This window comes from Terrabacter lapilli (assembly GCF_039531305.1).
Lineage (GTDB): Bacteria > Actinomycetota > Actinomycetes > Actinomycetales > Dermatophilaceae > Terrabacter > Terrabacter lapilli.
Genome location: NZ_BAAAPU010000003.1, coordinates 192551 through 215968, shown reverse-complemented (window position 1 = coordinate 215968; position 23418 = coordinate 192551). Strand labels below are relative to the sequence as shown.

General features: G+C 72.0%; 16 protein-coding genes and 1 tRNA gene. 5 read left to right on the top strand and 12 right to left on the bottom strand.

Annotated elements, in window-relative coordinates:
- Positions 1–261 precede the first annotated feature (261 nt).
- The 10 genes from ABD241_RS02335 to ABD241_RS02290 all read right to left on the bottom strand — a co-directional run bounded on the left by ABD241_RS02335 (position 262) and on the right by ABD241_RS02290 (position 13694).
- Positions 262–2355, bottom strand: coding sequence for a sensor histidine kinase (locus ABD241_RS02335; RefSeq protein ID WP_344058043.1), 2094 nt, complete (start codon positions 2353–2355; stop codon positions 262–264).
- On the bottom strand, positions 2352–3800 hold the full coding sequence (locus ABD241_RS02330; RefSeq protein ID WP_344058041.1) for a glycosyltransferase family 2 protein: 1449 nt from the start codon (positions 3798–3800) through the stop codon (positions 2352–2354). The genes ABD241_RS02335 and ABD241_RS02330 overlap by 4 nt, the downstream gene beginning before the upstream one ends.
- The gene (locus ABD241_RS02325) at positions 3797–4855 is read right to left on the bottom strand and encodes a HEAT repeat domain-containing protein (RefSeq protein WP_344058039.1); all 1059 of its coding nucleotides are present in this window, start codon (positions 4853–4855) and stop codon (positions 3797–3799) included. The genes ABD241_RS02330 and ABD241_RS02325 overlap by 4 nt, the downstream gene beginning before the upstream one ends.
- 13 nt (positions 4856–4868) lie before the next feature.
- Positions 4869–5270 carry a response regulator transcription factor gene (locus tag ABD241_RS02320; protein WP_344058036.1) on the bottom strand — a complete coding sequence of 134 codons (402 nt, stop codon included), beginning with the start codon at positions 5268–5270 and terminating at the stop codon, positions 4869–4871.
- A 164-nt stretch (positions 5271–5434) separates the two neighbouring features.
- Positions 5435–7672, bottom strand: a complete 2238-nt coding sequence (rho, locus tag ABD241_RS02315) for a transcription termination factor Rho (RefSeq protein ID WP_344058034.1) — start codon at positions 7670–7672, stop codon at positions 5435–5437.
- A gap of 317 nt (positions 7673–7989) precedes the next feature.
- On the bottom strand, positions 7990–8979 hold the full coding sequence (locus tag ABD241_RS02310; protein ID WP_344058032.1) for a homoserine kinase: 990 nt from the start codon (positions 8977–8979) through the stop codon (positions 7990–7992).
- Positions 8980–8983: 4 nt separating this feature from the next.
- Complete coding sequence (gene thrC / locus ABD241_RS02305) at positions 8984–10078, bottom strand: threonine synthase (RefSeq protein ID WP_344058030.1); 1095 nt, start codon at positions 10076–10078, stop codon at positions 8984–8986.
- Positions 10078–11382, bottom strand: a complete 1305-nt coding sequence (locus ABD241_RS02300) for a homoserine dehydrogenase (RefSeq protein WP_344058028.1) — start codon at positions 11380–11382, stop codon at positions 10078–10080. Before ABD241_RS02300 ends, thrC begins: the two co-directional genes overlap by 1 nt.
- Before the next feature lie 96 nt (positions 11383–11478).
- On the bottom strand, positions 11479–12897 hold the full coding sequence (gene lysA, locus ABD241_RS02295) for a diaminopimelate decarboxylase (RefSeq protein WP_344058026.1): 1419 nt from the start codon (positions 12895–12897) through the stop codon (positions 11479–11481).
- Between the two features lie 2 nt (positions 12898–12899).
- On the bottom strand, positions 12900–13694 hold the full coding sequence (locus tag ABD241_RS02290) for a DALR anticodon-binding domain-containing protein (RefSeq protein WP_344058024.1): 795 nt from the start codon (positions 13692–13694) through the stop codon (positions 12900–12902).
- A 143-nt stretch (positions 13695–13837) separates the two neighbouring features.
- On the opposite strand from ABD241_RS02290, the gene ABD241_RS02285 reads away from it, so the two are divergent.
- Both ABD241_RS02285 and ABD241_RS02280 read left to right on the top strand, forming a co-directional pair.
- Positions 13838–13909 (top strand) — tRNA-Arg (locus ABD241_RS02285).
- A gap of 109 nt (positions 13910–14018) precedes the next feature.
- Positions 14019–14645, top strand: coding sequence for an ASCH domain-containing protein (locus ABD241_RS02280; RefSeq protein WP_344058022.1), 627 nt, complete (start codon positions 14019–14021; stop codon positions 14643–14645).
- A gap of 7 nt (positions 14646–14652) precedes the next feature.
- Here ABD241_RS02280 and ABD241_RS02275 read toward each other — a convergent pair whose 3' ends face one another.
- Positions 14653–15690: a CNNM domain-containing protein gene (locus ABD241_RS02275; protein WP_142221113.1), complete on the bottom strand. Its 1038-nt coding sequence runs from the start codon at positions 15688–15690 to the stop codon at positions 14653–14655.
- Positions 15687–17078: a hemolysin family protein gene (locus ABD241_RS02270; protein ID WP_344058019.1), complete on the bottom strand. Its 1392-nt coding sequence runs from the start codon at positions 17076–17078 to the stop codon at positions 15687–15689. Before ABD241_RS02270 ends, ABD241_RS02275 begins: the two co-directional genes overlap by 4 nt.
- A 226-nt stretch (positions 17079–17304) precedes the next feature.
- Here ABD241_RS02270 and ABD241_RS02265 point away from each other — a divergent pair, with 226 nt between their 5' ends.
- The 3 genes from ABD241_RS02265 to ABD241_RS02255 all read left to right on the top strand — a co-directional run bounded on the left by ABD241_RS02265 (position 17305) and on the right by ABD241_RS02255 (position 23272).
- Positions 17305–18363, top strand: coding sequence for an ABC transporter ATP-binding protein (locus ABD241_RS02265; RefSeq protein WP_344058017.1), 1059 nt, complete (start codon positions 17305–17307; stop codon positions 18361–18363).
- A complete protein-coding gene (locus tag ABD241_RS02260; protein WP_344058015.1) occupies positions 18360–19163 on the top strand; it encodes an ABC transporter permease subunit in 804 nt (267 codons plus the stop codon). The genes ABD241_RS02265 and ABD241_RS02260 overlap by 4 nt, the downstream gene beginning before the upstream one ends.
- A gap of 215 nt (positions 19164–19378) precedes the next feature.
- Positions 19379–23272, top strand: coding sequence for a multifunctional oxoglutarate decarboxylase/oxoglutarate dehydrogenase thiamine pyrophosphate-binding subunit/dihydrolipoyllysine-residue succinyltransferase subunit (locus ABD241_RS02255; RefSeq protein WP_344058013.1), 3894 nt, complete (start codon positions 19379–19381; stop codon positions 23270–23272).
- Positions 23273–23418: the final 146 nt, after the last annotated feature.

Below are 23418 nucleotides of genomic sequence, written 5' to 3'. Positions count from 1 at the left end.
CGGGTCGGTGTCAAGGCCGCCCACGCTGGTGAGCTGCTCTCCCGTGAACCGGTCCAGAGGAAGAGTGTGCCAGACAGGCGCACCTCCTCCCAAACGCGGAAGGGGTGCCCTGCATTCCCCGCGTCGGCGCCCGCCGGGTGCAACGATCCGCGCGCACAGTGTCGACTGCTTCTGACCTGCCTGCCGTCACGACCGCATCCGCACCACCGCATCGGGTCGACGCCATCCGCACCACCGCGTCCGGCCGAGGACGCCCTCGCCTCACGCGTCGGCAAGCACTCCCACACGGGCTGGTCTGGCCACGGGGAGCACGACCTGCATCGTGGTCCCCTCCCCCTCGACGGAGGCGATGACGAGCTCGCCGCCGTGGCCCTCGACGATGGCCCGCACGATGGCGAGCCCCAGCCCCGTGCCGGGGATCGCTGCGGCCGTCGCGTTGCCGGCCCGGAAGAATCGCTCGGACAGCCGGGCGAGGTCGCCGGCGGGGATGCCGATGCCGGTGTCGTGCACCGAGATGATCGTCGAGTCGCCGGACCGTTCGGCCGAGAGCAGGACCCGCCCACCCTCGGGCGTGAACTTCACGGCGTTGGAGCCGAGGTTGATCAGGGCGCGCTCGAGCTGGCCACGATCGACCCGGACCAGCAGGTCGTCGGGGACGTCGGTGCAGACGAGCTGCACACCGCTGTTGGCCGCGACCGGCCCCATGGTCTCGGTGACGGCGGCCAGCAGGTCACGGACGGCGACCTCCTCGGAGACCGCCTGCAAGCCGCTGATCTCGATCTTGTTGAGGACCAGGAGGTCCTCGATGAGGCCACGCAGCCGCGTCGCGTTGCGCCCGATGATGTCGAGCGCGACGTGCTGGCCGTCGGTGACCTCGCCGAAGTCGCCGTCGACGAGCAGCTCGAGGTAGCCGCTGATGGAGGTGAGCGGGGTCCGCAGCTCGTGGCTCACGGTCGCCATGAAGTCGGTCTTCTGGCGGTCGAGCTCGGTGAGGCGGCGCACCTGCTCGTCCTGCATCTGCGAGAGCCGCAGCGCCACGATGGACTGCGCCGCGATGGCCGAGCACTGCAGCGCGGCCTGGATCTCGTGGCGGTGCCACCGCCGGGGGGCACCGACCATCATGACCGACAGGATGCCGAGGCCCCGACCGCCGGTGCCGATGGGCAGCATGAGCAGTGAGCGGGTGCCGGTCGCCCGGTGGAAGGCTCGGACGCGTTCGTCGCCCTGGACGTCGTGGGCGAGCAGGTCGGGCAGGTGGAAGAAGCCGACGTCGCGCCGCAGCTCGTCGTTGACGAGTCCCACCTGCTGTGCGAGCGAGCGCGGCAGCGGCGGCAGGTCCGGCAGGTCGTCGGTGTGCCACTGGAGGCGGTCCTCGATGGTCTGGCCGTCCTCGGCCAGCGTGTAGAGCAGCACCCGGTCGGCTCCGAGCCCGGTGCCGAGCTTGGTCGTGACGCGCTGGAGGGCCTCCGGCACGTCGCTGGCCGAACGCGCCCCGCGGGCCACGTCGAGCACCAGCTCCTGCATCTCGAGCACGGCGGCCTGCTGGTCGACGAGGCGCGCGTTGGCACGCGTGAGGTCGTTGAAGTCGCGGGCGAGCATGCGCACCTCGAGCGCCCCCTCCTCCTGGTTGGCCATCGCGATGACGTCGTCCTCGACCTGCAGGCGCACGACCTCGCGCAGCCGGGCGAGGGGTCGCCCGATGGCGCGGTGCATGCCGAAGCCGGCGGCCACCAGCACGAGCACCACCGCGAGGGCCACGGCGACGATGACGCCGGAGGTGACGGCCGTGGCCTCACGCGAGTCGACCCGCGCAGCGTCGCGCTGGGCCTGGATGCTCGCCCCCAACGTCTGGTTGACCGCGCCGAAGGCGGCGTATGCCGTCGCCGCGCGACCACGGGCGGCCTCGCTCGCGGGGGCGCCGGGTGAGAGGCCCTGCAGCGACTCCCGTGCGGCCGCGAACCAGGCGTCGACGGCGGCACGCTGCTGCGCGACGAGACCCTGGTAGCGCGAGCGGTCGGCGTCGGAGAGCTCGGCGCTCTGTGCGGCCCGGGCCAGCGCGTCGAGCTCGGACTCGACGGCCGGCTGCAGGCCGAGCGGGTCCGTCTCTGCCCGGACGCCCGCGGCCTGCTGGCTCCACGCCGACTGGGCGCGCGTCATGTCGAGCAGCACGGCCCCGTTGCTCTCGCGGGCCGGCCCGAGCGCGAGGGTCAGGGCGCGCACGGCGGTGCCCTGCGCGTGGATCGTGGCCACCGACACGACGGCCCCGACCGGGACGAGGACGAGGAGGATGCCGATGAGCAGCCGGATCTGGCTGCCCACCGAGCGCCTCGAGATGGCGGTGGGCCCGGTCGTCACGTGGGTTCCTCGTCGAAGCCGGTCCGGGTCATGACACCCCACACGTGCGTCCTGCCGCGCAGGCTGGCCCACCAGCCCTCCAGGCGCCACCAGACGGTGGCCTGCCGGTAGCCGATGTTCTCGAGGACCGATGCGGCGATCGTCTGGGAGATCGCCCGCCAACGGTCGTGCTTGTGGAAGGCCCACTCGTCGACCACCATCGCCGAGAGCGTCACGAGCACGGCATAGCCGTAGGCCAGCACGAGGAAGAGGATCGCGTAGGGCAGGTTGACGACCCCGAGCAGCAGGGCCAGCGGGACGATCACGATGCCGAAGAGCTCGAGCAGCGGTGCGAGGAGCTCGAAGAGCCAGTAGTAGGGCAGGGCCAGCCAGCCGATGCGGCCGTACCTCGGGCGGAAGAGCATGGAGCGGTAGGCCCAGAGGGTCTCCCAGAGTCCGCGGTGCCATCGGCGTCGCTGGTTGCGCAGCACCTTGGCGGTGACCGGCACCTCCGTCCACGAGACGGGCTCGGGCACGAACTCGATGCGGTAGTCGCGTCCCTCGTCGCGCAGCTTCTTGTGGATCCGCATGACCAGCTCGAAGTCCTCGCCGATGGTGCCCGGCTCGAGGCCACCCACCTCGACGACGACGTCGCGCCGGAAGAGGCCGAAGGCCCCGCTGATGAGGATCAGGCCGCCGAGCTTGGACCATCCGGTGCGACCGAGCAGGAACGCCCGGAGGTACTCGACGAGCTGGATGCGCGGCAGCCACGTCTGCGGCATCTCGACCCGCACGATCCGCCCGGAGACGACGCGGCTGCCGTTGACCGGCCGGATCGCCCCGCCGGTGGCGACCATGCGCGTCGGGTCGTCGGCGAACGGGCGCGTGACGTGCAGGAGCCCGTCCGGCTCGAGGATGGAGTCGCCGTCCAGCATGGCCACGAGCGGCTCGTTCGCCGCGTTGACGCCGAGGTTGAGCGCCTCGGTCTTGCCGGAGTTCTCCTTGCGCACGACGAGCAAGCGCGTGCGGCCGTCCCGGGGGACGAACACCCCGAGGACCCTGGCTCGTACCGGGATCTCCTGAGGGAGCTCGCGCGGCAGTGGCACCAGGTCGAAGGCCTCCTCGAGCCGCGCGAAGGTCCCGTCCGTGCTGCCGTCGTCGATGACGACGACCTCGTGCCGCGGGTAGCGCAGGGTGAGGAAGGACTTGACGGCCGTGACGATGCCCGCCTCCTCGTTGTACGCCGGCACGAGCAGGGAGACGCCCGGGGCGAGCCCGGCGCCCTGCCACGAGAGCGCGGTCGCCCGACGGCGTTCCTGTGCCCGGAACTCCAGGTAGGCGAGGACGACGAGGAGCAGCAGCGAGGTGTTGATGAGGACGAAGTAGACGAGGATCGGCACGCTCGCGACGTCCATGACCCAGACCACCGAGGCCCGCAGTCCGGAGACGAAGCCGTCCCAGCTCATGCGGAGGCCTTCTGCAGGCTCGCGAGCAGGCGGGCCGACCGCACGGCCGGCTCGTCCTCGTGACCTGAGAGCGCGCTGCGGCCGTCGGCGCCGAGGCCGAGCAGTGCGGTCGCGGCGAGCTCCGCGAGGCGGGGGTCTGGGTCGAGCAGCAGCCCCGCCAGCGTCGGCACCGCTGACTCCTCCCCCAGCTCGCCCAGTGCCGCGACGCAGGCGCGACGCAGCGCGAGCGGCTCGTCCTGCGCCGTGTGGCGGGACAGCACTCCCACGTCCTCCGCCCGTCCGAGGCGACCGATGGCCACCGCGCAGGTCTCGCGGACGGTGACGTCGGTGTCGTGGGCGAGAAGGTGGCGCAGCTCGGGCAGGCTGCGGGTGAAGCTGCGCTCACCGCTGAGGTGGGCAGCGACCATGCGGGTGCGGGGGTGGTCGTCACGCAGTCCCACGCGGAGCACCTCCGAGATGCCGACGCCCATCGACTGCAGGGCCTCCGCCGCGGTCGCGGCAGGAAGGCCGCGCTCCGGACGGCCGATGGCCGACAACACGGGACCCGCGGCGGAGGCATCCCCGATGAGGCCCAACGCGTAGGCGGCGCTGTTGCGCACCTCGACCGCCTCGTCCTCCAGCGCCCCCACGAGCAGGGGCACCGCACGGGAGGCGCGAGCCAGTCCCAGCAGCTGCGCCGCCTTGGCGCGACGCACCGGCGACCGTCTCCCCAGATCCAGTGCCGCCGCCTCGACCGAACCGTGCGCCTCGAGGACGTCGACGAGCTGGTCGGCGGGAACGCCGCGGATCTTGGTCAGCAGCGCGACGATGTTGCGGTCGAGCACGGCACGCGAGGCACCCGTGGCGCCGGTGAGCTGTCGCACGGCGGCGCCGTCGTCGTCCTCGCCGGACGCCACCTCGATGAGGGGTGACCGCAGCGGCGAGAGCAGCATCGCCTCACGCCGCTGACGGCGGTGACGGCGGGCTCGAACCGCCACCACGAGCAGGACGAGCAGGACGCACGAGCCCAGCACCGCAGTGGTCGCGCCGACGATCAGCGCTCCCCCGATGACCACGACCGGCGACCGCTCAGCGAGCCCGGGCGAGCATGCCGTTGACGCGGTGCAGCAGCTCTCGGGGGCTGAACGGCTTCACGACGTAGTCGTCTGCGCCCACCGCGAACCCGGTGTCGACGTCGGAGTCGCGCGACTTGGCGCTCAGCAGCAGCACCGGCACCGAGGCGTACTCGCTCTCGCGGATCTTGCGCAGCACGTCGATGCCCGACAGCCCCGGCATCATCACGTCGAGGACCGCCAGCTGCGGGGGGTTGGCGGCGAAGGCCTCCCAGGCCCCGATGCCGTCGGCGACGGCCTCCACGGCATACCCGGCCTGGGTCAGCTTGAACTCGACGAGGTCGCGGATGTCGGCGTCGTCATCGGCCACGAGGACACGGACCGGGCTGGCATCGGACTGGCCGGCAGGCGCAGACATGGCTCTCCATTGTCGAGATCGGTCGGAAGGGCCATTTTATGGCAATTGCCGCGAATAGCCCTCGGAAACGCCGGAAGGGGACGGCGCCTGATGGCGTCGTCCCCTTCTCGATGACCCGGCGAGGCACCCGGCGCTACGGCCAGGCGGATCGGCCGGGCGGCCGCTCAGGCGTCGTCGTCGAGCCGGGAGCCGCTGGTGTGCTGGACCTGCGTCAGGAACTCGTAGTTCGTACGCGTCTTCTTGAGCCGGTCGATGAGCAGCTCGATCGCCTGCTGCGGGTCGAGCGCCGCGAGCACGCGGCGCAGCTTCCACATGATCTTGAGCTCCTCGCTCGCCAGGAGGATCTCCTCCCGGCGGGTCCCCGAGCTGTTGATGTCGACCGCCGGGAAGATCCGGCGGTTGGCCAGCTCGCGGTTGAGGCGCAGCTCCATGTTGCCGGTGCCCTTGAACTCCTCGAAGATCACCTCGTCCATCTTGGAGCCCGTCTCGACGAGCGCGGTCGCGAGGATCGTGAGCGACCCACCGTTCTCGATGTTGCGCGCCGCGCCGAAGAACTTCTTCGGCGGGTAGAGCGCAGCCGAGTCCACGCCACCGGACAGGATCCGCCCGCTCGCCGGGGCGGCGAGGTTGTAGGCGCGTCCCAGCTTGGTGATGGAGTCGAGGAGCACCACGACGTCGTGGCCCAGCTCCACGAGCCGCTTGGCCCGCTCGATGGCCAGCTCGGCCACCGTCGTGTGGTCCTCGGCCGGCCGGTCGAAGGTCGAGGAGATGACCTCGCCCTTGACGGCGCGCTGCATGTCGGTGACCTCCTCCGGACGCTCGTCCACCAGGACGACCATGAGGTGGCACTCGGGGTTGTTCGTCGTGATCGCGTTGGCCAGGGTCTGCATGATCATCGTCTTGCCGGCCTTGGCGGGGGCCACGATGAGGCCACGCTGGCCCTTGCCGATCGGCGCGACGAGGTCGATGATCCGCGTCGTGAGGATGTGCGGCTCGGTCTCGAGCCGCAGGCGCTGCTGCGGGTAGAGCGGGGTGAGCTTGCCGAACTCGACGCGCTTGGCCGCCTCCTCGGGCGACTGGCCGTTGACGGTGTCGAGACGGACCAGGGCGTTGAACTTCTGGCGGCCGACGTTGCCCGACGGCTGCTCGCCCTCGCGGAGCGCCTTGACGGCACCGGTGACGGCGTCACCCTTGCGCAGGCCGTGCTTCTTGACCATGCCCAGCGGCACGTAGACGTCGCTCGACCCGGCGAGGTAACCGGAGGTGCGCACGAACGCGTAGTTGTCGAGCACGTCGAGGATGCCACCCACGGGCACCAGCACGTCGTCGTCACCGACCTGCAGGTCCGTGTCAGCCCAGTCCTGGCCGCCCTCACGGCCACGCCCGCGCTTGCGGTCCCGGCTGCGCTGGCGGTTGCGGCTGCGGCGGCTGCCTCCACGGTCGTCGTCGTCGTAGCCCGACTGCCCACGGTGGTGGTCACCGGTCTCGTCCTGATGCCGGTCGTACTGGCGGTCCTGACGCGACTGGCGGTCGTTCTGCTGGCGGTCGCCGCGGTCGTTCTGCTGGCGGTCACCCTGCTGGCGGTCACCCTGCTGCCGGTCACCCTGCTGCCGGTCGCCCTGCTGCCGGTCGCCCTGCTGCCGGTCGCCGCGGTCGTTCTGCTGGCGGTCACCCTGCTGCCGGTCGCCCTGCTGGCGGTCGCCGCGGTCGTTCTGCTGGCGGTCACCCTGCTGCCGGTCACCCTGCTGCCGGTCGCCGCGGTCGTTCTGCTGGCGGTCACCCTGCTGACGGTCACCACGGTCGTTCTGCTGGCGGTCACCCTGCTGGCGGTCAGCCCGGTCAGCCCGGTCTGCCTGCTGGCTGTCCGCACGGGGCTCGAGGGTCTCGCGCACTGCGCGCTCGGCGCGCTCTGCGCGGTCACCCCGGTTGCGGTCGCTGCGCTCGCGGCGCTCGCCCCGGGCGACGCGCTCGCGCGCCGGCGCCGCGGCCGATCCGTCGCCGCCGGACTGCGCCGAGGTGTCGGTGTCCGCAGTCGTCGGCGCGGCCCCCTCCACGGCGGGTTCCGCCACGGCTGCCGTCCCCGCAGGGCGGCTGACGCGACGCGAGGCACGCACCCGGACCGGTGCCTCGCCGGCGGCCGTGGTGTCGACGGAGCCGGACTCGGCCGGAGCCGAGCCGGCAGGTGCGGAGCCGGCAGGAGCCGACGCCGCGGGAGCCGAGGTGGCGGCCGACGTCGCGGGGGCCGAGGCGCCACCCGACTGACGGGCCTTGATCGCCTCGACGAGGTCGCTCTTGCGCATCTTCGTCGTTCCGGTGATGCCCATCGACGACGCGACGCCCTTGAGCTCGTCCAGCTTCATGGCGGACAGGCCAGACAGCGGACGGGTGGTTGTTTCTGACACGAAGGATCCTTCCCCCTCGTTTGCGGCCCGGGAGATTCCAGCGGGCCGGACCTGGACCAGGTGACCTGGCCGTCTGAGAGTCCACTTCGGCGCAGAACGCGCCCAGAGGCAGGTGACGTCGCCTCAGTGTGGGGGTGGCGCACCGGCCTGCGATGTCGCGGCGTGAGGTGCGTGGCCAGAATAACACCCGGTTGCGCCCGACGTGCCCAACAGCCCACGGGTGTTGCGGGAACCGTTGCGGCACGGTGCTGCGACCGGCCTGGCGCGACTCGCGTACGGCGGTGGGGCAGCGGCTGGGGCGGTGACGCGGCGGCTGCTCAGCGCACCCGGATGCAGGCGCCGTGCTCCGGGACGCCCGGGACCAGCCGCTCCCACCGGGGCGCGAGGCTGCCCGCCTGCACCTGCTCGACCGAGCCGTGCGTGGACAGGACGAGGACGCTGGGGCCGGCACCGGACACGACGGCCGCGTGACCCTGTGAGCGGAGCAGGTCCACCAGCTCCATGGTCTCCGGGTAGGAGGACCGCCGCGCCTCCTGGTGCAGCCAGTCCCTGGTGGCCGCATGCAGGTGCGACGGATCCGTCGCCAGCGCGTGCACGAGGAGCGCAGCGCGACCGGCGTCGGCGGCCGCGGCCGCGAGCGGGACCGTCGCGGGCAGCACCGCGCGAGCCGTGCGGGTGGCGAGCTGCGTGTCGGGGACGAACACGACGACCTCGACGTCCCGGTGCAGCGCGATGCGGGCCGAGACCGTCTGCTCGCCGCGGTCGAGCCCACTGCCGTCGGGCATCCAGCTCACGGTCAGGCCTCCCAGCACGCTGGCGGACGCGTTGTCGGGGTGGCCCTCGAGCCGGCTCGACACGTGCACCGCCAGCCCCAGGTCCACGGGCATGGGCTGCCCGGGAGCCGGCCATTCGGCATACGCCTCGTCCCTGTCGTCCAGCCCGAGGCCAGCCGAAAGCGCCTGCGCCGCAACGACACCCGCGACGATCGCCGAGGCAGAGGAACCGAGCCCTCGGCTGTGCGGCACTCCGTTGGTGGCCTGGATGCGCAGGCCGGCCGGCGGGGCGACCCCGAGGACACCCCAGGTGTGCTGCATCGTCGAGTGGACGAGGTGTCGGTCGTCGGTGGGGACGTCGCCCGCCCCCTCGCCCGTGACCTCGATGGACAGGCCGCCGCTGTCCGAGGTGGTGACCACGTAGCGGTCCCAGAGACCCAGGGCCAGCCCGATGGAGTCGAAGCCGGGGCCGAGGTTCGCGCTGCTCGCCGGCACGCGCACCTCGACGGAGCGCCCGGGGGGCACCTGCTTCACGCGGTCAGCCCTCGAGCCCGAGCGCCCGAGCCGCCGAGAAGGCGTCGACCGACACCCGGGTGGGCACGACCTCTCCCCCGTCGGCCGTGCGCAGCGCCCACTGCGGGTCCTTGAGGCCGTGGCCGGTCACGGTGCAGACGATGCGGGCGCCGGGCGGCACGAGGCCGGCCTCGTGGCTCGCGAGCAAGCCCGCGACCGACGCAGCCGAACCGGGCTCGACGAAGACGCCCTCCTGCGACGACAGGTAGCGGTGGGCCTCGAGGATCTGCTCGTCGGTGACGGCCTCGATGCGGCCGCCCGACTCGTCGCGGGCCGCGACGGCCTGCTCCCACGAGGCGGGGTTGCCGATGCGGATCGCCGTCGCGATGGTCTCGGGGTGGTCGACCGGGTGGCCCAGGACGATCGGCGCCGCCCCCGCCGCCTGGAAGCCCCACATCTGCGGCAGGTGGGTCGCCGGTCCGGCGAGGGCGTCGGTCACGGGGTCGGCGAGGTACTCGCGGTAGCCGCGCCAGTAGGCCGTGATGTTGCCGGCGTTGCCGACGGGCAGGCAGTGGATCTCCGGGGCGTCGCCGAGCGCGTCGACGACCTCGAAGCTCGCGGTCTTCTGCCCCTCGATCCGGGCCGGGTTGACGGAGTTGACGAGCTCGACGGGGTAGGCCTCGGCGAGCTTGCGCGCCAGCGTCAGGCAGTCGTCGAAGTTGCCGTCGACCTGCAGGAGCGTGGCGCCGTGGGCGATCGCCTGGCTGAGCTTGCCCATCGCGATCTTCCCGTCGGGCACGAGCACCCCGCACGTCATGCCGGCCTTCGTGGCGTATGCCGCCGCGGACGCGCTGGTGTTGCCCGTGCTCGCGCAGATGACCGCCTTCGCACCCTTGCGCGCGGCCACGCTGATCGCGGTCGTCATGCCGCGGTCCTTGAAGGAGCCGGTCGGGTTGAGGCCCTCGTACTTGAGGTGGACCTCGGCGCCGACCCGGGCGGAGAGCTTCTCGGCGTGGATGAGGGGCGTGCCGCCCTCGTGGAGGGTGACGACAGGTGCACCCTCGAGCATCGGGAGCCGGTCGGCGTACTCGCGGATCACTCCGCGCCACTGGTGGGCCATCACGAACCTTCCACGCGCATGACGGAGTTGACGCCCCGGACGACGTCGAGCGTGCGCAGGCGCTCGACGGTGGACGACAGGGCCGCGTCGCTCGCGGAGTGCGTGACGATGATGAGGTTGGCCCGGGCTGCCTTCCCGTCCCCGGCGGGGACGAGCTGCTGGCGCACCGTCTCGATGGACACGTCGTGGTCGGCGAACACGGCGGCGACCTGTGCCAGCACGCCGGAGCGGTCCTCGACGTCGAGGCTGATGTGGTACCTCGTCTGGGCGTCGCCCATCGTGAGGACCGGCAGGTCGGCGTAGCTGGACTCCCCCGGCCCCAGGCCGCCGCCGACACGGTGGCGGGCGACCGCGACGAGGTCACCGAGCACCGCCGAGGCGGTGGGGTCGCCACCGGCGCCCTTGCCGTAGAACATCAGCTCGCCCGCCGCGTCGGCCTCGACGAAGACGGCGTTGAAGGCCTCGCGGACCCCGGCAAGCGGGTGCGTGCGCGGGATCATCGCCGGGTGGACGCGGACGCTCACGCCCTTGTCGCTGCGTTCGCAGATGGCGAGCAGCTTGACGACACAGTCCATCTCGCGGGCTGCCGCGACGTCGGCCGCTGACACCTCGGTGATGCCCTCGCGGTAGACGTCGGCGCCGGAGACGCGCGTGTGGAACGCCAGGGACGCCAGGATCGCCGCCTTGGCCGCGGCGTCGAAGCCCTCGACGTCGGCGGTCGGGTCGGCCTCCGCGTAGCCGAGCGCCTGGGCCTGCTCGACGGCGTCGTCGAAGCCCGCGCCGGTCGTGTCCATCTTGTCGAGGACGTAGTTCGTGGTCCCGTTGACGATGCCGAGGACACGGCGCACCTCGTCGCCGGCGAGCGACTCGCGCAGCGGGCGCAGCAAGGGGATGGCGCCGGCGACGGCGGCCTCGAAGTAGAGGTCGACGCCGTGCTCGGCGGCCGCCGCATACAGGGCCGGCCCGTCCTCGGCGAGCAGCGCCTTGTTGGCGGTGACGACCGAGGCGCCGTGCTCCATGGCCCGCAGGATGAGGGAGCGTGCCGGCTCGATGCCGCCGATCACCTCGACCACGACGTCGGCCCGCGACACGAGCTCCTCGGCGTCGGTCGTGAAGAGCGCCGGGTCGACGCCGAGCGCACCGCGGTCGCGACCGCCGCGGCGCACCGCGATGCCGACGATCTCGAGCGGCGCCCCGACGCGGGCGGCCATGTCGTCGGCGTGCTCCGTCAGGAGTCGGGCGACCGCCCCACCCACGACGCCGGCACCGAGCAGGGCGACGCGCAACGGCCTGGCTTCACTCACGGGGCTCTCCACGCTGCGAATCCTGCCGTCTGTCCGCCTGGTGGACGCCGTTGTTTCGCGATCCGGACATCGACGGAGCAGGATCTGCGGCTGGCATCAGACGTCGAGGGCGAGCAGGTCGTCGATGGTCTCGCGCCTGACGATGACCCGCGCGACGCCGTCGCGGACCGCGACGACCGGGGGCCGCGGCGTGTGGTTGTACTGGCTCGACAGGGAGCGGCAGTAGGCGCCGGTGCCGGGCACGGCGAGCAGGTCACCTGCCCCGATGTCGGCCGGGAGGAACTCGTCCTTGACGACGATGTCACCGCTCTCGCAGTGCCGGCCTACGACCCGGGCCAGCACGGGCTCGGCCTCGGAGGCGCGACTCGCGAGCGTGCACGAGTAGTTGGCGTCGTAGAGGGCGGTGCGCACGTTGTCGCTCATGCCGCCGTCCACCGAGACGTAGACGCGCTGGGCCCCGCCGTCGAGGTCGACGGGCTTCACGGTGCCCACCTCGTAGAGCGTGAACGTCGTGGGCCCGGCGATGGCCCGGCCCGGCTCGATCGAGATGCGAGGCACGGCCACGCCGTCAGCACGGCACTCGCGCTCGATGATCTCGGCCATGCCGGCGGCGAGGTGCCGCGGCGGCAGCGGGTCGTGCTCGGTCGTGTAGGCGATGCCGAAGCCACCACCGAGGTCGAGCTCCGGCAGCTCGACCCCGAGCTCCCGGGCGATCCTGGTGTGCAGTCCCACGATGCGCCGGGCCGAGACCTCGAAGCCGGCGGTGTCGAAGATCTGCGACCCGATGTGGCTGTGCAGCCCGAGTAGGCGCAGCGTGTCGGGCTGGTCGAGGATGCGCCGCGCCGCCTCGAAGGCGTGGCCGCCTGAGAGCGAGAGCCCGAACTTCTGGTCCTCGTGGGCCGTCGCGATGAACTCGTGCGTGTGTGCCTCGACCCCCACCGTGACGCGGACGAGGACGGGCGCGACGACGCCGAGCTGGCCCGCGACGGCGGCGACCCGGTCGATCTCCTCGAGCGAGTCGACGACGATGCGGCCGACGCCGTGGTCGAGGGCGTCGCGGATCTCGGCCACGGTCTTGTTGTTGCCGTGGAAGCCGATCCGCTCCCCGGGCACGCCCGCCCGCTTGGCGACCGCGAGCTCGCCGCCGGTGCACACGTCCAGGTGCAGGCCCTCGTCGCGGACCCATCGCGCGACCTCGGTGCAGAGGAACGCCTTGCCGGCGTAGTACACGTCGGCGCCGCCCGAGAGGCTGTCGAACACCTCGGCATACGTCTGCTTGAAAGCCCTTGCGCGAGAACGGAAGTCGTCCTCGTCGATGACGTATGCCGGCGTGCCGAACTCTGCCGCCAGCTCGGTGACGCTCACCCCGCCGACGCTCAGCACCCCGTCGTCGCCACGGTCGACCGAGGACGCCCAGAGGGACGGGACGAGGGCGTTGACGTCGACGGGCGTCTGGAGCCACGCGGGGCCTCGATAGCCCTCGGCGTGCAACGCTCCGGCTTCGTGTGCGCGCATGGCTACATCCTCTCCGGGGCTGCCGCGCCCAGCCGCGACAGTCCATTGCGCAAGACGATCCTGGTGGCGTCGGCGAGCAGGAGCCGGGCACCGTGGACGGCGCGGGGTCGGGAGCCCACCAGCTCCGGCCGGACGGGGTGGTCCCACGTGTCGGCGAGCGCTCCCAGGTCGGTGACGGCGCGCTGCTGCTGCACGGGGTCGCCGGTGTGCGTCTCCAGCCGCTGCGGCAGGTCGGCCAGCGCGACGAGGAGCCGGCGCTCGCTCACGTGGGTGAGCTCCGCGAGGCGCGCGGAGGGACGGCGCTCGACACCGACCGCCTCGGCGTTGCGCACGATCCGGCACAACCGCGCGTGCGCCAGCTGGGCTGCGCGGACCGGGTCGCCCGCGGTCCGGGCCCCCGGCACCTCCGTGGTCTCCCGGTACCGCTTCCCCGCCGCGAGCGCGTAGTGGTCCTGCTCCTCCAGGACGATCGGCACGATGTCCGCACGTGCGAAGTCCTCGAGCGTGATGGCGATCAGGCCGCTGGGCGCGACCTCGACCGCGGCGACCGGCTTCTCCAGGGTCAGACCCTGCGCCAGGACCCGGGCCAGCTCCCGCGGCTCCAGCCCGAGCCGGGACGACCATCTCTGCGCCACGGGGGTGACCCAGTCGGCCACGACCCCGGCGTTGCGCGGGTCCGTCGGGCGGAAGAGCACACCCTCGGGAGGACCCTCGGTCGCCGCCTCGGGGAGGTCCCCGGCCGCCGCTGCCTGCGCCACGACCTGCTCCAGGAGGGCGCGCAGCTGCTCCGGGGTCATGGGGGCGAGTCTACGAGGCGGCCGTCTGCCCTTTTCGTGGGGATTCGTCGCCGCCCGGTGCCCGAGGACCTCGGCCGAGCCGGGTGATTGAGTGTTCCGCGCGCACTGCTGCTAATCTCACCGAGCGCACGAAAGTGCGTGCCGCCCCCGTAGCTCAGGGGATAGAGCACCGCCCTCCGGAGGCGGGAGCGCAGGTTCGAATCCTGCCGGGGGCACCGACGGACAACTGTGGGGCAGACCAGGCCTCGGGCTCTTCGGGGTCCACGAGCGGTGTCCCGCACTGCGATGTTCACCCTGACGAGACCCGTCTGCGACAGTGACGTCGTGCTCATCTCCAAGCCGGTCGCCGAGGGAATCCGCGCCGGGACCGTCACCCAGGCCTTCCGCCGCTGGGACGCCCCACGCGTCAAGGTCGGTGGCCTGCAGCTCACGTCGGCCGGCCTCGTCCGCTTCGACTCCGTCAGCCGGGTGCGTGACCCGGAACGGCTGACCGAGCGCGACGCACGCGCGGCCGGCGCCAAGGACCTGGCCGCGCTGCAGCGCTCGCTGGCACCGAGGACGACCAGGCCGTCGGCCCCCGGAGGTCGGGGCGGCCGTGGCGGCGACACGGTCTACCGGATCCGCCTGAGCTGGGCGGGCGAGGACCCGCGCCTTGCGCTGCGCGACAGCATCCCCGACGTCGAGGAGCTTGCCGGCATCGCCTCACGGCTGCGCCGGCTCGACGCCCGGCCGACAGGGCCGTGGACGCGGGAGATCCTCGAGTGGATCCGCGACAACCCCCGCGTGGTGTCCAAGGAGCTCGCGGCGCTGCGCGGCGTCGAGCTGCTGCCGATGAAGGCCGACATCCGCAAGCTCAAGGCCCTGGGCCTGACCATCAGCCACGACGTCGGCTACGAGCTGTCACCGCGCGGGACGGCATACCTGCGCTGGCTGGAGGGACGCCCAGGCTGAGGCCGGCTCAGCGCTGCGTCGTGTCGGTGACCTCGCCGACGAGCTCCTCGAGGACGTCCTCGAGGAAGACGACCCCGCTCACGACGGCGTCGCCGTCGACGACGCGCGCGAGGTGCGCCCCGGTCAGCTGCATGGTGGCGAGGACGTCCTCGATCTCGTCGTCGGCGCGGACGGTCGCGAGCTTGCGGACGCGCTTGGGCGGGATGGGCTGCTCGTGCCGCTCGTCGTCGGCGTAGAGGATGTCCTTGAGGTGGATGTAGCCGGCGATCTCGCCCGCGGCGTCGATCACGGGGTAGCGCGAGAAGCCGTGCTTGGCGACGAGCCGCTCGATGTCGGCCGGTGTGGCCCCGAGGGTGACCGTCCTGAGCGAGGCGACGTCGACGGCCACGTCCCGGGCGAGCTTGTCGGAGAACTCGAGCGTCTTGGCGACGAGCCCGTGCCGCTCCTCCTCGATGAGGCCCTCGCGACGTGACTCGCCGACGATGTGCGCGACCTCCTCGACGGTGAACGCGGAGGTGAGCTCGTCCTTGGGCTCGACCCGGAAGAGCCGGACCAGCGACTTGGCCACCGCCTCCATGGCGTGCACGATCGGGCGCAGCGCCCGCGCGAGGAAGAACAGCGGGGGCACGAGCAGGAGCGCGGCCCGGTCGGGCCCGGCGATGGCGAGGTTCTTCGGGATCATCTCGCCGACGACGACGTGCAGGTAGGACACGATGAGCAGCGCCAGCGCGAGCGCCACACCGCTGGCCCACGCGTCGGGCAGGTTCCAGGCGTGGAACACCGGCTCGAAGAGGTGGTGGAGCGCTGCCTCGGCGAGGGCACCGAGGCCGACGGAGCACACGGTGATGCCCAGCTGGGCGGTGGCGAGCATGGAGCCGAGCCGCTCGAGCGCGAGCAGGCACGACTGCGCCCGCCTGCTGCCGGCGTCGGCGAGCGGCTCGAGCGTGGAGCGGCGCACCGCCATGGCGGCGAACTCGGCGCCGACGAAGAACGCGTTGCCGAACAGCAGCAGCACGGAGACGAGGTAGACCCACGGGCCGCTCACGAGCGCTTCCCCTCCTCGGCTCCGGAGGGCGTACGCGTCGTGCCCCTCTCGTCGCCCCCGTCCACCGCTGAGTCCCACGGCGCAGGCAGCGAGTCGGGGTCGGGCACGAAGCGGAGCCGGTCGACCCTGCGTCCCTCCATCGCGACGACGTGGATGCGCCACCCCGGCACCTGGACCTCGTCTCCGACGACCGGAACCCGTCCGAGCCGGGTCATCACGAAGCCGCCCATGGTCTCGTAGGTGGGCCCGTCGGGGACGTCGGCGTCGAAGGCGTCGCGCACCTCGTCCGGGCGCCAGAGGCCCGGCACCGTCCACGAGCCGTCGACGAGCTCGCGGCCGCCCTGCCGGCTCCGGTCGTGCTCGTCGGAGACCTCGCCGACGATCTCCTCGACGACGTCCTCGAGGGTGACGATCCCGGACGTGCCGCCGTACTCGTCGACGACCACGGCCATCTGGAAGCCGCCCTCGCGCAGCTGCCGCAGGAGCGGGTCGAGCCGGATGGTCTCGGGCACCACGAGGCGGTCGGACATCAGCGCCGAGACGGGCACGTCCTTGCGGCGCTCGTGCGGCACCGCCATCGCCTTCTTGACGTGCACGACGCCGTCGATGTCGTCCCAGTCGTCCCCGAGGACCGGGAAGCGCGAGTGGCCGGTGCGGCGCGAGAGACGCAGGACGTCGTCGGCCGACTCGTCGCGGTGGATGCCGGTGGAGCGCACGCGCGGGGTCATGACGTCATCGGCCGTGCGCTCGCCGAAGCCGAGCGAGCGCGTCAGCATCCGCGCGGTCGTCACGTCGAGCGTGCCTGCCTCGGCGGAGCGCTGCACCAGGCTCGCGAGCTCCTGAGGGGTGCGCGCCCCGGACAGCTCCTCCTGCGGCTCGATGCCGAGGGACCGGAGGAAGCGGTTGGCCGACCCGTTGAGCAGGACGATGAGCGGCTTGGCCACGACCGCGAACACCCGGACGGGCAGGGCCACGACCTTGGCCGTCGGCAGCGGCGCCGAGATGCCGAGGAACTGCGGCAGCAGCTCGCCGAAGACCATCGAGAAGATCGTGGCGATCGTGAGGGCGAGCGCGCTCGAGACCGCCTCGACGGCCCCGGGGCCCAGGCCCAGGGCGGCCAGGGGTCCGGAGAGCAGCGCCCCGATGGAGGGCTGCGCGAGGTAGCCCACGACGAGGGTCGTGATGGTGATGCCGACCTGCGCCGCCGACAGCTGTGTCGAGAGCTGCTTGATCGACTGCAGCACGACCCGGGCGCGGGTGTCCCCGTCGTCGATGGCGCGCTGCACCGTCGGGCGGTCGATCGCCACGAGCGAGAACTCGGCCGCGACGAAGAGCGCGGTGCCCGCCGTCAGCAGCACGGCCCCGAGGACGAGGAGCCACTCCGTCACGCCCGGACCTCCGGTCCGAGGGAGCGGGAGCGGTGACCGCGGCGGGCCGGGCCCTGGTCGCGAAGGGAGGTCATGGTGAGCCAACTATATGGAGCGCGGGCGCGCCCGGCCCTGCCGGCTTCCACCCCGACCTGCACGTGGGCTGGGTATGCCGTGTGGTTGAGTTGGGCGCGTGACCGCGGGGGCTTCGCCGGGGTGGGACGACGGACCAGACGGAGGGATCACGGTGGCGGCAGGACGACCCGAGGTGACCGGGCGCATCGAGGTGCGCGGCCTGACGAAGCGGTTCGGCTCCCTGGTGGCCGTCGACCACCTCGACCTCGACGTCGAGCCCGGCCGGATCACCGGCTTCCTCGGACCCAACGGCAGCGGCAAGACCACGACCCTGCGCATGCTCCTGGGCCTGGTGCGGCCCACCTCCGGGTCGGCCACCATCGACGGGCACCGCTACGGCGACATCCCCAACCCGCTCACGGTCGTGGGCTCGGCCCTCGAGGCGACGAACTTCCACCCCGGACGCACCGGGCGCAACCACCTGCGCGTGCAGGCAGCCGTCGCCGGCGTCCCCGACAGGCGCGTCGACGAGCTCCTCGAGCTCGTCGGCATCCCGGCGGCGGCCCGCAAGCGGGCGGGCGGCTACTCGATGGGGATGCGCCAGCGGCTCGGCCTCGCCGGCGCCCTGCTCGGCGACCCGCGCGTCATCATCCTCGACGAGCCGGCCAACGGCCTCGACCCCGAGGGCATCCGGTGGCTGCGCGGCTTCCTGCGCCAGCTCGCCGACGAGGGGCGCACGCTGCTGATCTCGAGCCACATGCTCTCCGAGGTCGAGCAGACGGTCGACGACGTCGTGATCATCGCCAACGGCAAGCGCGTGGCGCAGGGAACGGTCGCCGACCTGCGCGGCGAGCCCACCGCGTACGTGCGCACGTCCGACCCGGACCGCCTCGCGGACGCCCTGAGGCGGCGCGGGCTCGCGGTGCAGCCGAGCGGTCGCGGCCTGCGGGTGACCACCGAGGACCTGGCCATCGTCGGCGACGTGGCGCACGCGAGCGACGTCGCCATCCACGAGCTGCGGTCGGAGCAGACCCACCTCGAGGAGCTCTTCTTCAACCTCACCGAGAGCGACGAGCACCGCAACCGCAACCTCGGCGACCTGCAGGCGCCGCCGCCCCTGGGGGTGCCCGCCGACCTACCGCCACCGAGCGGGCCGCCCATCGACCCGGCGCTGCTGGTCGAGCCCGCGCAGGCGGGGTCCGGCGACGACCACGAAGGAGGCGTCCGATGAGGGCCGCCGTGCACGCCGAGCTGCGCAAGCTCTTCACGACCCGCCTCTGGTGGGGCATGGCCATCGCCGTCTTCGTCAGCGGCGCGGCCTTCGCCGTGCTCTTCGCCTTCGTCTTCACCAGCGACGCGGTGCGTGGGCCGCAGGCGGCAGCCGCACCCCGCACCGACGCGGCGCTCGCCAAGGCGGTCTTCACCGGGGGCCTGCAGGTCGGCTACCTGCTCACCCTCGCGATCGGCGTGCTCACCATCGGCTCCGAGTACCGCCACCAGACGATCACGGCGACCTTCCTCGCGGTCCCGAGGCGTGGACGCGTCATGGCGGCCAAGGTCGTCTCGCTCCTCGGCATCGGCGTGCTCTACGGCCTGCTGTCCCTGGCCGGAGCGGTCGCCGCCGGCACCCTGGTGCTGACCTCCAAGGGGGTCGCGCCCTTCGCCGACCCCTCGATCTGGCGCACGCTCGCCCTGTCGCTGCTCGTGCTCGGGCTCTGGGCGCTCATCGGCCTCGGCGCCGGCATCCTCATCCCCAACCAGGTCGCCGCGCTGCTCATCTCGGTGGCGGTCGCCTGGATCGTCGAACCGGTCCTCGGCCTCGTCCTGGCGCTCACCGAGTGGGGCAAGGACGTCGCGCCCTACCTGCCGAGCCGGGCCACGAGCGCCATGCTCGAGTCCACGAGCGGCGGCTTCGACAACCAGCCGCTGCACCAGCTGAGCTGGTGGGCCGGCGCGCTCGTGCTGACCGCGTACGCCGCCGTGATGGCCGGGCTGGGCACGTGGCGCACGCTGCGCTCGGACATCACCTGAGGCATACCTCTTCATGCGTCCGCGTGGGCCCTCCGGTGCACACCGCAGAGCGCTCCGGGACCGCCCTGCACAGCCCTCGCGAAGCGTGACGAACGCCTCGCCGACACCTCCGCTCGACATCCGAGCCCCGAGCGGGTATCGAGACGTTCGGGTCTAGGCTTGACCCCTGTATAGGCAGCAGACGCACCCAAGCCAACGAAAGAGGCGCATTCGCCGTGTCCGATCAGTCCACGTCCGGTGACCCGATTGCAGCATTCGGGCCGAACGAATGGCTCGTCGACGAGCTCTACCAGCAGTTCCTGACCGACAAGACGTCGGTCGACAAGGCGTGGTGGGGCTTCTTCGAGGACTACCGGCCGGGTGAGTCCGACGCGAGCGCGGCCGCTCGCCGTAGCGCGACGGCCACGGCGACGGCGAGCAAGCCCCAGACGGCGGCGAGGAAGCCTGAGGCGACGCCGGCCCCGACGGACAAGGGCGCTGCCAACGGCTCCCCGAACGGCTCCGCCAACGGTGCCTCCGTGAAGGCTTCCGCGCCGGCGAAGGCGCCTGCCGCCAAGGCACCCGAAGCCAAGGCGCCCGAAGCCAAGGCACCTGCTGCGAAGGCGGAGCCGAAGGCCGCGCCGAAGCCCGAAGCGGGGGCCGAGGCACCGAAGCCACGCGACATCCCCGCCGTCAAGGGCACCGGCCCGGTGAGCGAGGACGCCGTCGTCCCGCTGCGTGGCGCCCCGTCGCGCGTGGTGAACAACATGGAGGCCTCGCTCACGGTCCCGACGGCGACGAGCGTGCGTGCCGTCCCCGCCAAGCTGCTCATCGACAACCGCGTCGTCATCAACAACCACCTCGCCCGCTCGCGCGGCGGCAAGGTCAGCTTCACCCACCTCATCGGCTACGCCATGGTCAAGGCCCTGGCGATCATGCCCGAGATGAACAACGGCTTCACCGAGGTGGGTGGCAAGCCGGCCCTCGTGCGCCCGGCGCACGTCAACTTCGGCCTCGCCATCGACCTGCAGAAGGACGACGGCAGCCGCACCCTCGTCGTGCCCTCGATCAAGTCGGCGGAGGAGATGGACTTCGTCCACTTCTGGACCGCCTACGAGGACGTCGTGCGCAAGGCCCGCGCCAACAAGCTGACCGTCGAGGACTTCCAGGGCACGACGATCTCGCTGACCAACCCTGGCGGCATCGGCACGGTCCACTCCGTGCCGCGGCTGATGAAGGGGCAGGGTGCCATCATCGGCGTCGGCGCCCTCGACTACCCCGCCGAGTGGCAGGGCGCGAGCAACGAGACGCTCAACAAGAACGCCGTGAGCAAGATCCTGACGCTCACCTCGACGTACGACCACCGCATCATCCAGGGCGCCCAGAGCGGTGACTTCCTGCGGATCATCCACCAGCTGCTCCTCGGCCAGAACCACTTCTACGACGAGATCTTCGAGTCGCTGCGCATCCCCTACGAGCCGGTCCGGTGGATCCAGGACATCGACTCCTCGCACGACGACGACATCAACAAGGTCGCCCGCGTGCAGGAGCTCATCCACGCGTACCGCGTGCGCGGCCACCTCATGGCCGACACCGACCCGCTCGAGTACAAGCAGCGCCGCCACCACGACCTCGACGTCACGACCCACGGCCTGACGCTGTGGGACCTCGACCGCACGTTCGCCACCGGCGGCTTCGGCGGCTACCCGTTCCTCAAGCTGCGCAAGATCCTCGGCATCCTGCGTGACTCGTACTGCCGCACCGTCGGCATCGAGTACATGCACATCCAGGACCCCGACCAGCGCAAGTGGATCCAGAACAAGGTCGAGCGGCCCTACCAGAAGGCCAACCGCGACGAGCAGATGCGGATCATGCGCCGCCTCAACGCCGCCGAGGCCTTCGAGACGTTCCTGCAGACCAAGTTCGTCGGCCAGAAGCGCTTCTCGCTCGAGGGCGGCGAGTCGGTCATCGCGCTGCTCGACCGCATCCTGTGCCGGGCTGCCGCCGAGAAGCTCGACGAGGTGTGCATCGGCATGCCGCACCGTGGCCGCCTCAACGTGCTGGCCAACATCGCCGGCAAGTCCTACGGCCAGATCTTCCGCGAGTTCGAGGGCACCCAGGACCCCAAGTCGGTCCAGGGCTCGGGCGACGTGAAGTACCACCTCGGCACCGAGGGCGAGTTCGTCACCGAGGACGGCAGCCGGACCAAGGTCTACCTCGCCGCGAACCCCTCGCACCTCGAGGCGGTCAACCCGGTGCTCGAGGGCATCGTCCGCGCGAAGCAGGACCGCCTCAACCTCGCCGGCGAGAGCTTCCCGGTGCTGCCCGTGCTGCTGCACGGTGACGCCGCGTTCGCCGGCCAAGGTGTCGTGGCCGAGACGCTCAACCTCTCGCAGCTGCGCGGCTACCGCACCGGCGGCACGATCCACGTCGTCATCAACAACCAGGTCGGCTTCACCACCTCCCCGAGCAGCTCGCGGTCCTCGGTCTACTCGACCGACGTCGCGCGCATGATCCAGGCGCCGATCTTCCACGTGAACGGCGACGACCCGGAGGCGTGCGTGCGCGTGGCCGAGCTGGCCTACGAGTTCCGCCAGGAGTTCAACAAGGACGTCGTCATCGACCTGGTGTGCTACCGCCGCCGTGGCCACAACGAGGGCGACGACCCGTCGATGACGCAGCCGCTGATGTACAACCTCATCGAGGCCAAGCGCTCGGTCCGCAAGCTCTACACCGAGTCGCTGATCGGCCGCGGCGACATCAGCGTCGAGGACGCCGAGGCCGCGCTGCGCGACTACCAGCAGCAGCTCGAGCGGGTGTTCGTCGAGACGCGGGAGGCGAAGAAGGCCCAGGCCGCCACGCCTGCCCAGCCCACCGACCGGGACTCCGACGCCCCCGACAACGCGGGCCTCGAGCGCCCGACCGCGCAGGTGCAGGACGACGAGACCCCGGTGCGTTCGGCAGTCGAGACGGGCGTCCCGGCCAGCGAGATCGTGCACATCGGCGAGACCTTCGCCAACCCGCCGGAGGGCTTCACGATCCACCCGAAGCTCAAGCAGCTCATGGACAAGCGCGCCGCGATGGTCCACGACGGCGGCATCGACTGGCCGATGGCCGAGCTGCTCGCCTTCGGCACCCTGCTCAAGGAGGGCACCCCGGTGCGCCTTGCCGGGCAGGACAGCCGCCGAGGCACGTTCGTCCAGCGCCACGCGGTGCTCATCGACAAGGACAACGCCGAGGAGTGGACGCCGCTGCTCTACCTCGGCGAGGGCCAGGCCCGGTTCTGGGTCTACGACTCCCTCCTGTCCGAGTACGCCGCGATGGGCTTCGAGTACGGCTACTCCGTCGAGCGGCCCGACGCCCTCGTCCTGTGGGAGGCGCAGTTCGGCGACTTCGCCAACGGCGCCCAGACCATCGTCGACGAGTTCATCTCCAGCTCCGAGCAGAAGTGGGGCCAGCGCAGCTCGGTCGTGCTGCTGCTCCCCCACGGCTACGAGGGGCAGGGGCCCGACCACAGCTCGGCGCGCATCGAGCGCTACCTGCAGCTGTGCGCCGAGAACAACATGACGGTCGCCTACCCCTCGACCGCGGCGAGCTACTTCCACCTGCTGCGTCGCCAGGCCTACGCCCGGCCGCGTACGCCGCTGGTCGTCTTCACGCCGAAGTCGATGCTGCGCAGCAAGGCGGCGGCGAGCCCGGTGGAGGCCTTCACCCAGGGCGGCTTCCAGCCGGTCCTGGCCGACCACGAGGGCGCCACCCAGGACGTCACGCGCGTGCTGTTCGCGAGCGGCAAGGTCGTGCACGAGCTCGACGCCGAGCGGGCCAAGCGCGGCGACACCTCGACGGCGATCATCCGGGTCGAGCAGCTCTACCCGATCCCCGAGAAGGAGATCGTCGACGCCGCCGCGCGCTACCCCGGGGCCGAGCTGGTCTGGGTCCAGGACGAGCCGCGCAACCAGGGCGCCTGGCCGCTCATGGCGCAGTGGCTGCACGAGGACCTCTGCGGCCTCGGTGAGACCCGGCCGTGGCGCGTCGTGGCCCGCAAGGCCTCGGCGTCGCCCGCGACCGGCTCCTCCAAGAAGCACGCGGTCGAGCAGGCCGAGCTCATGGAGCGCGCCTTCGGCCGCTGAGCGCCGCTGAGCCGCTCCGCTCGAGAGCGACCATCGAGAGCGACCATCGTGAGGGACCCCGCCACCGCGGCGGGGTCCCTCACGCATACCGGGCAAGACGGCATACGTCGGTCGTTGTCGTCAGCCCGACCGGGGCTGGCCCGGCT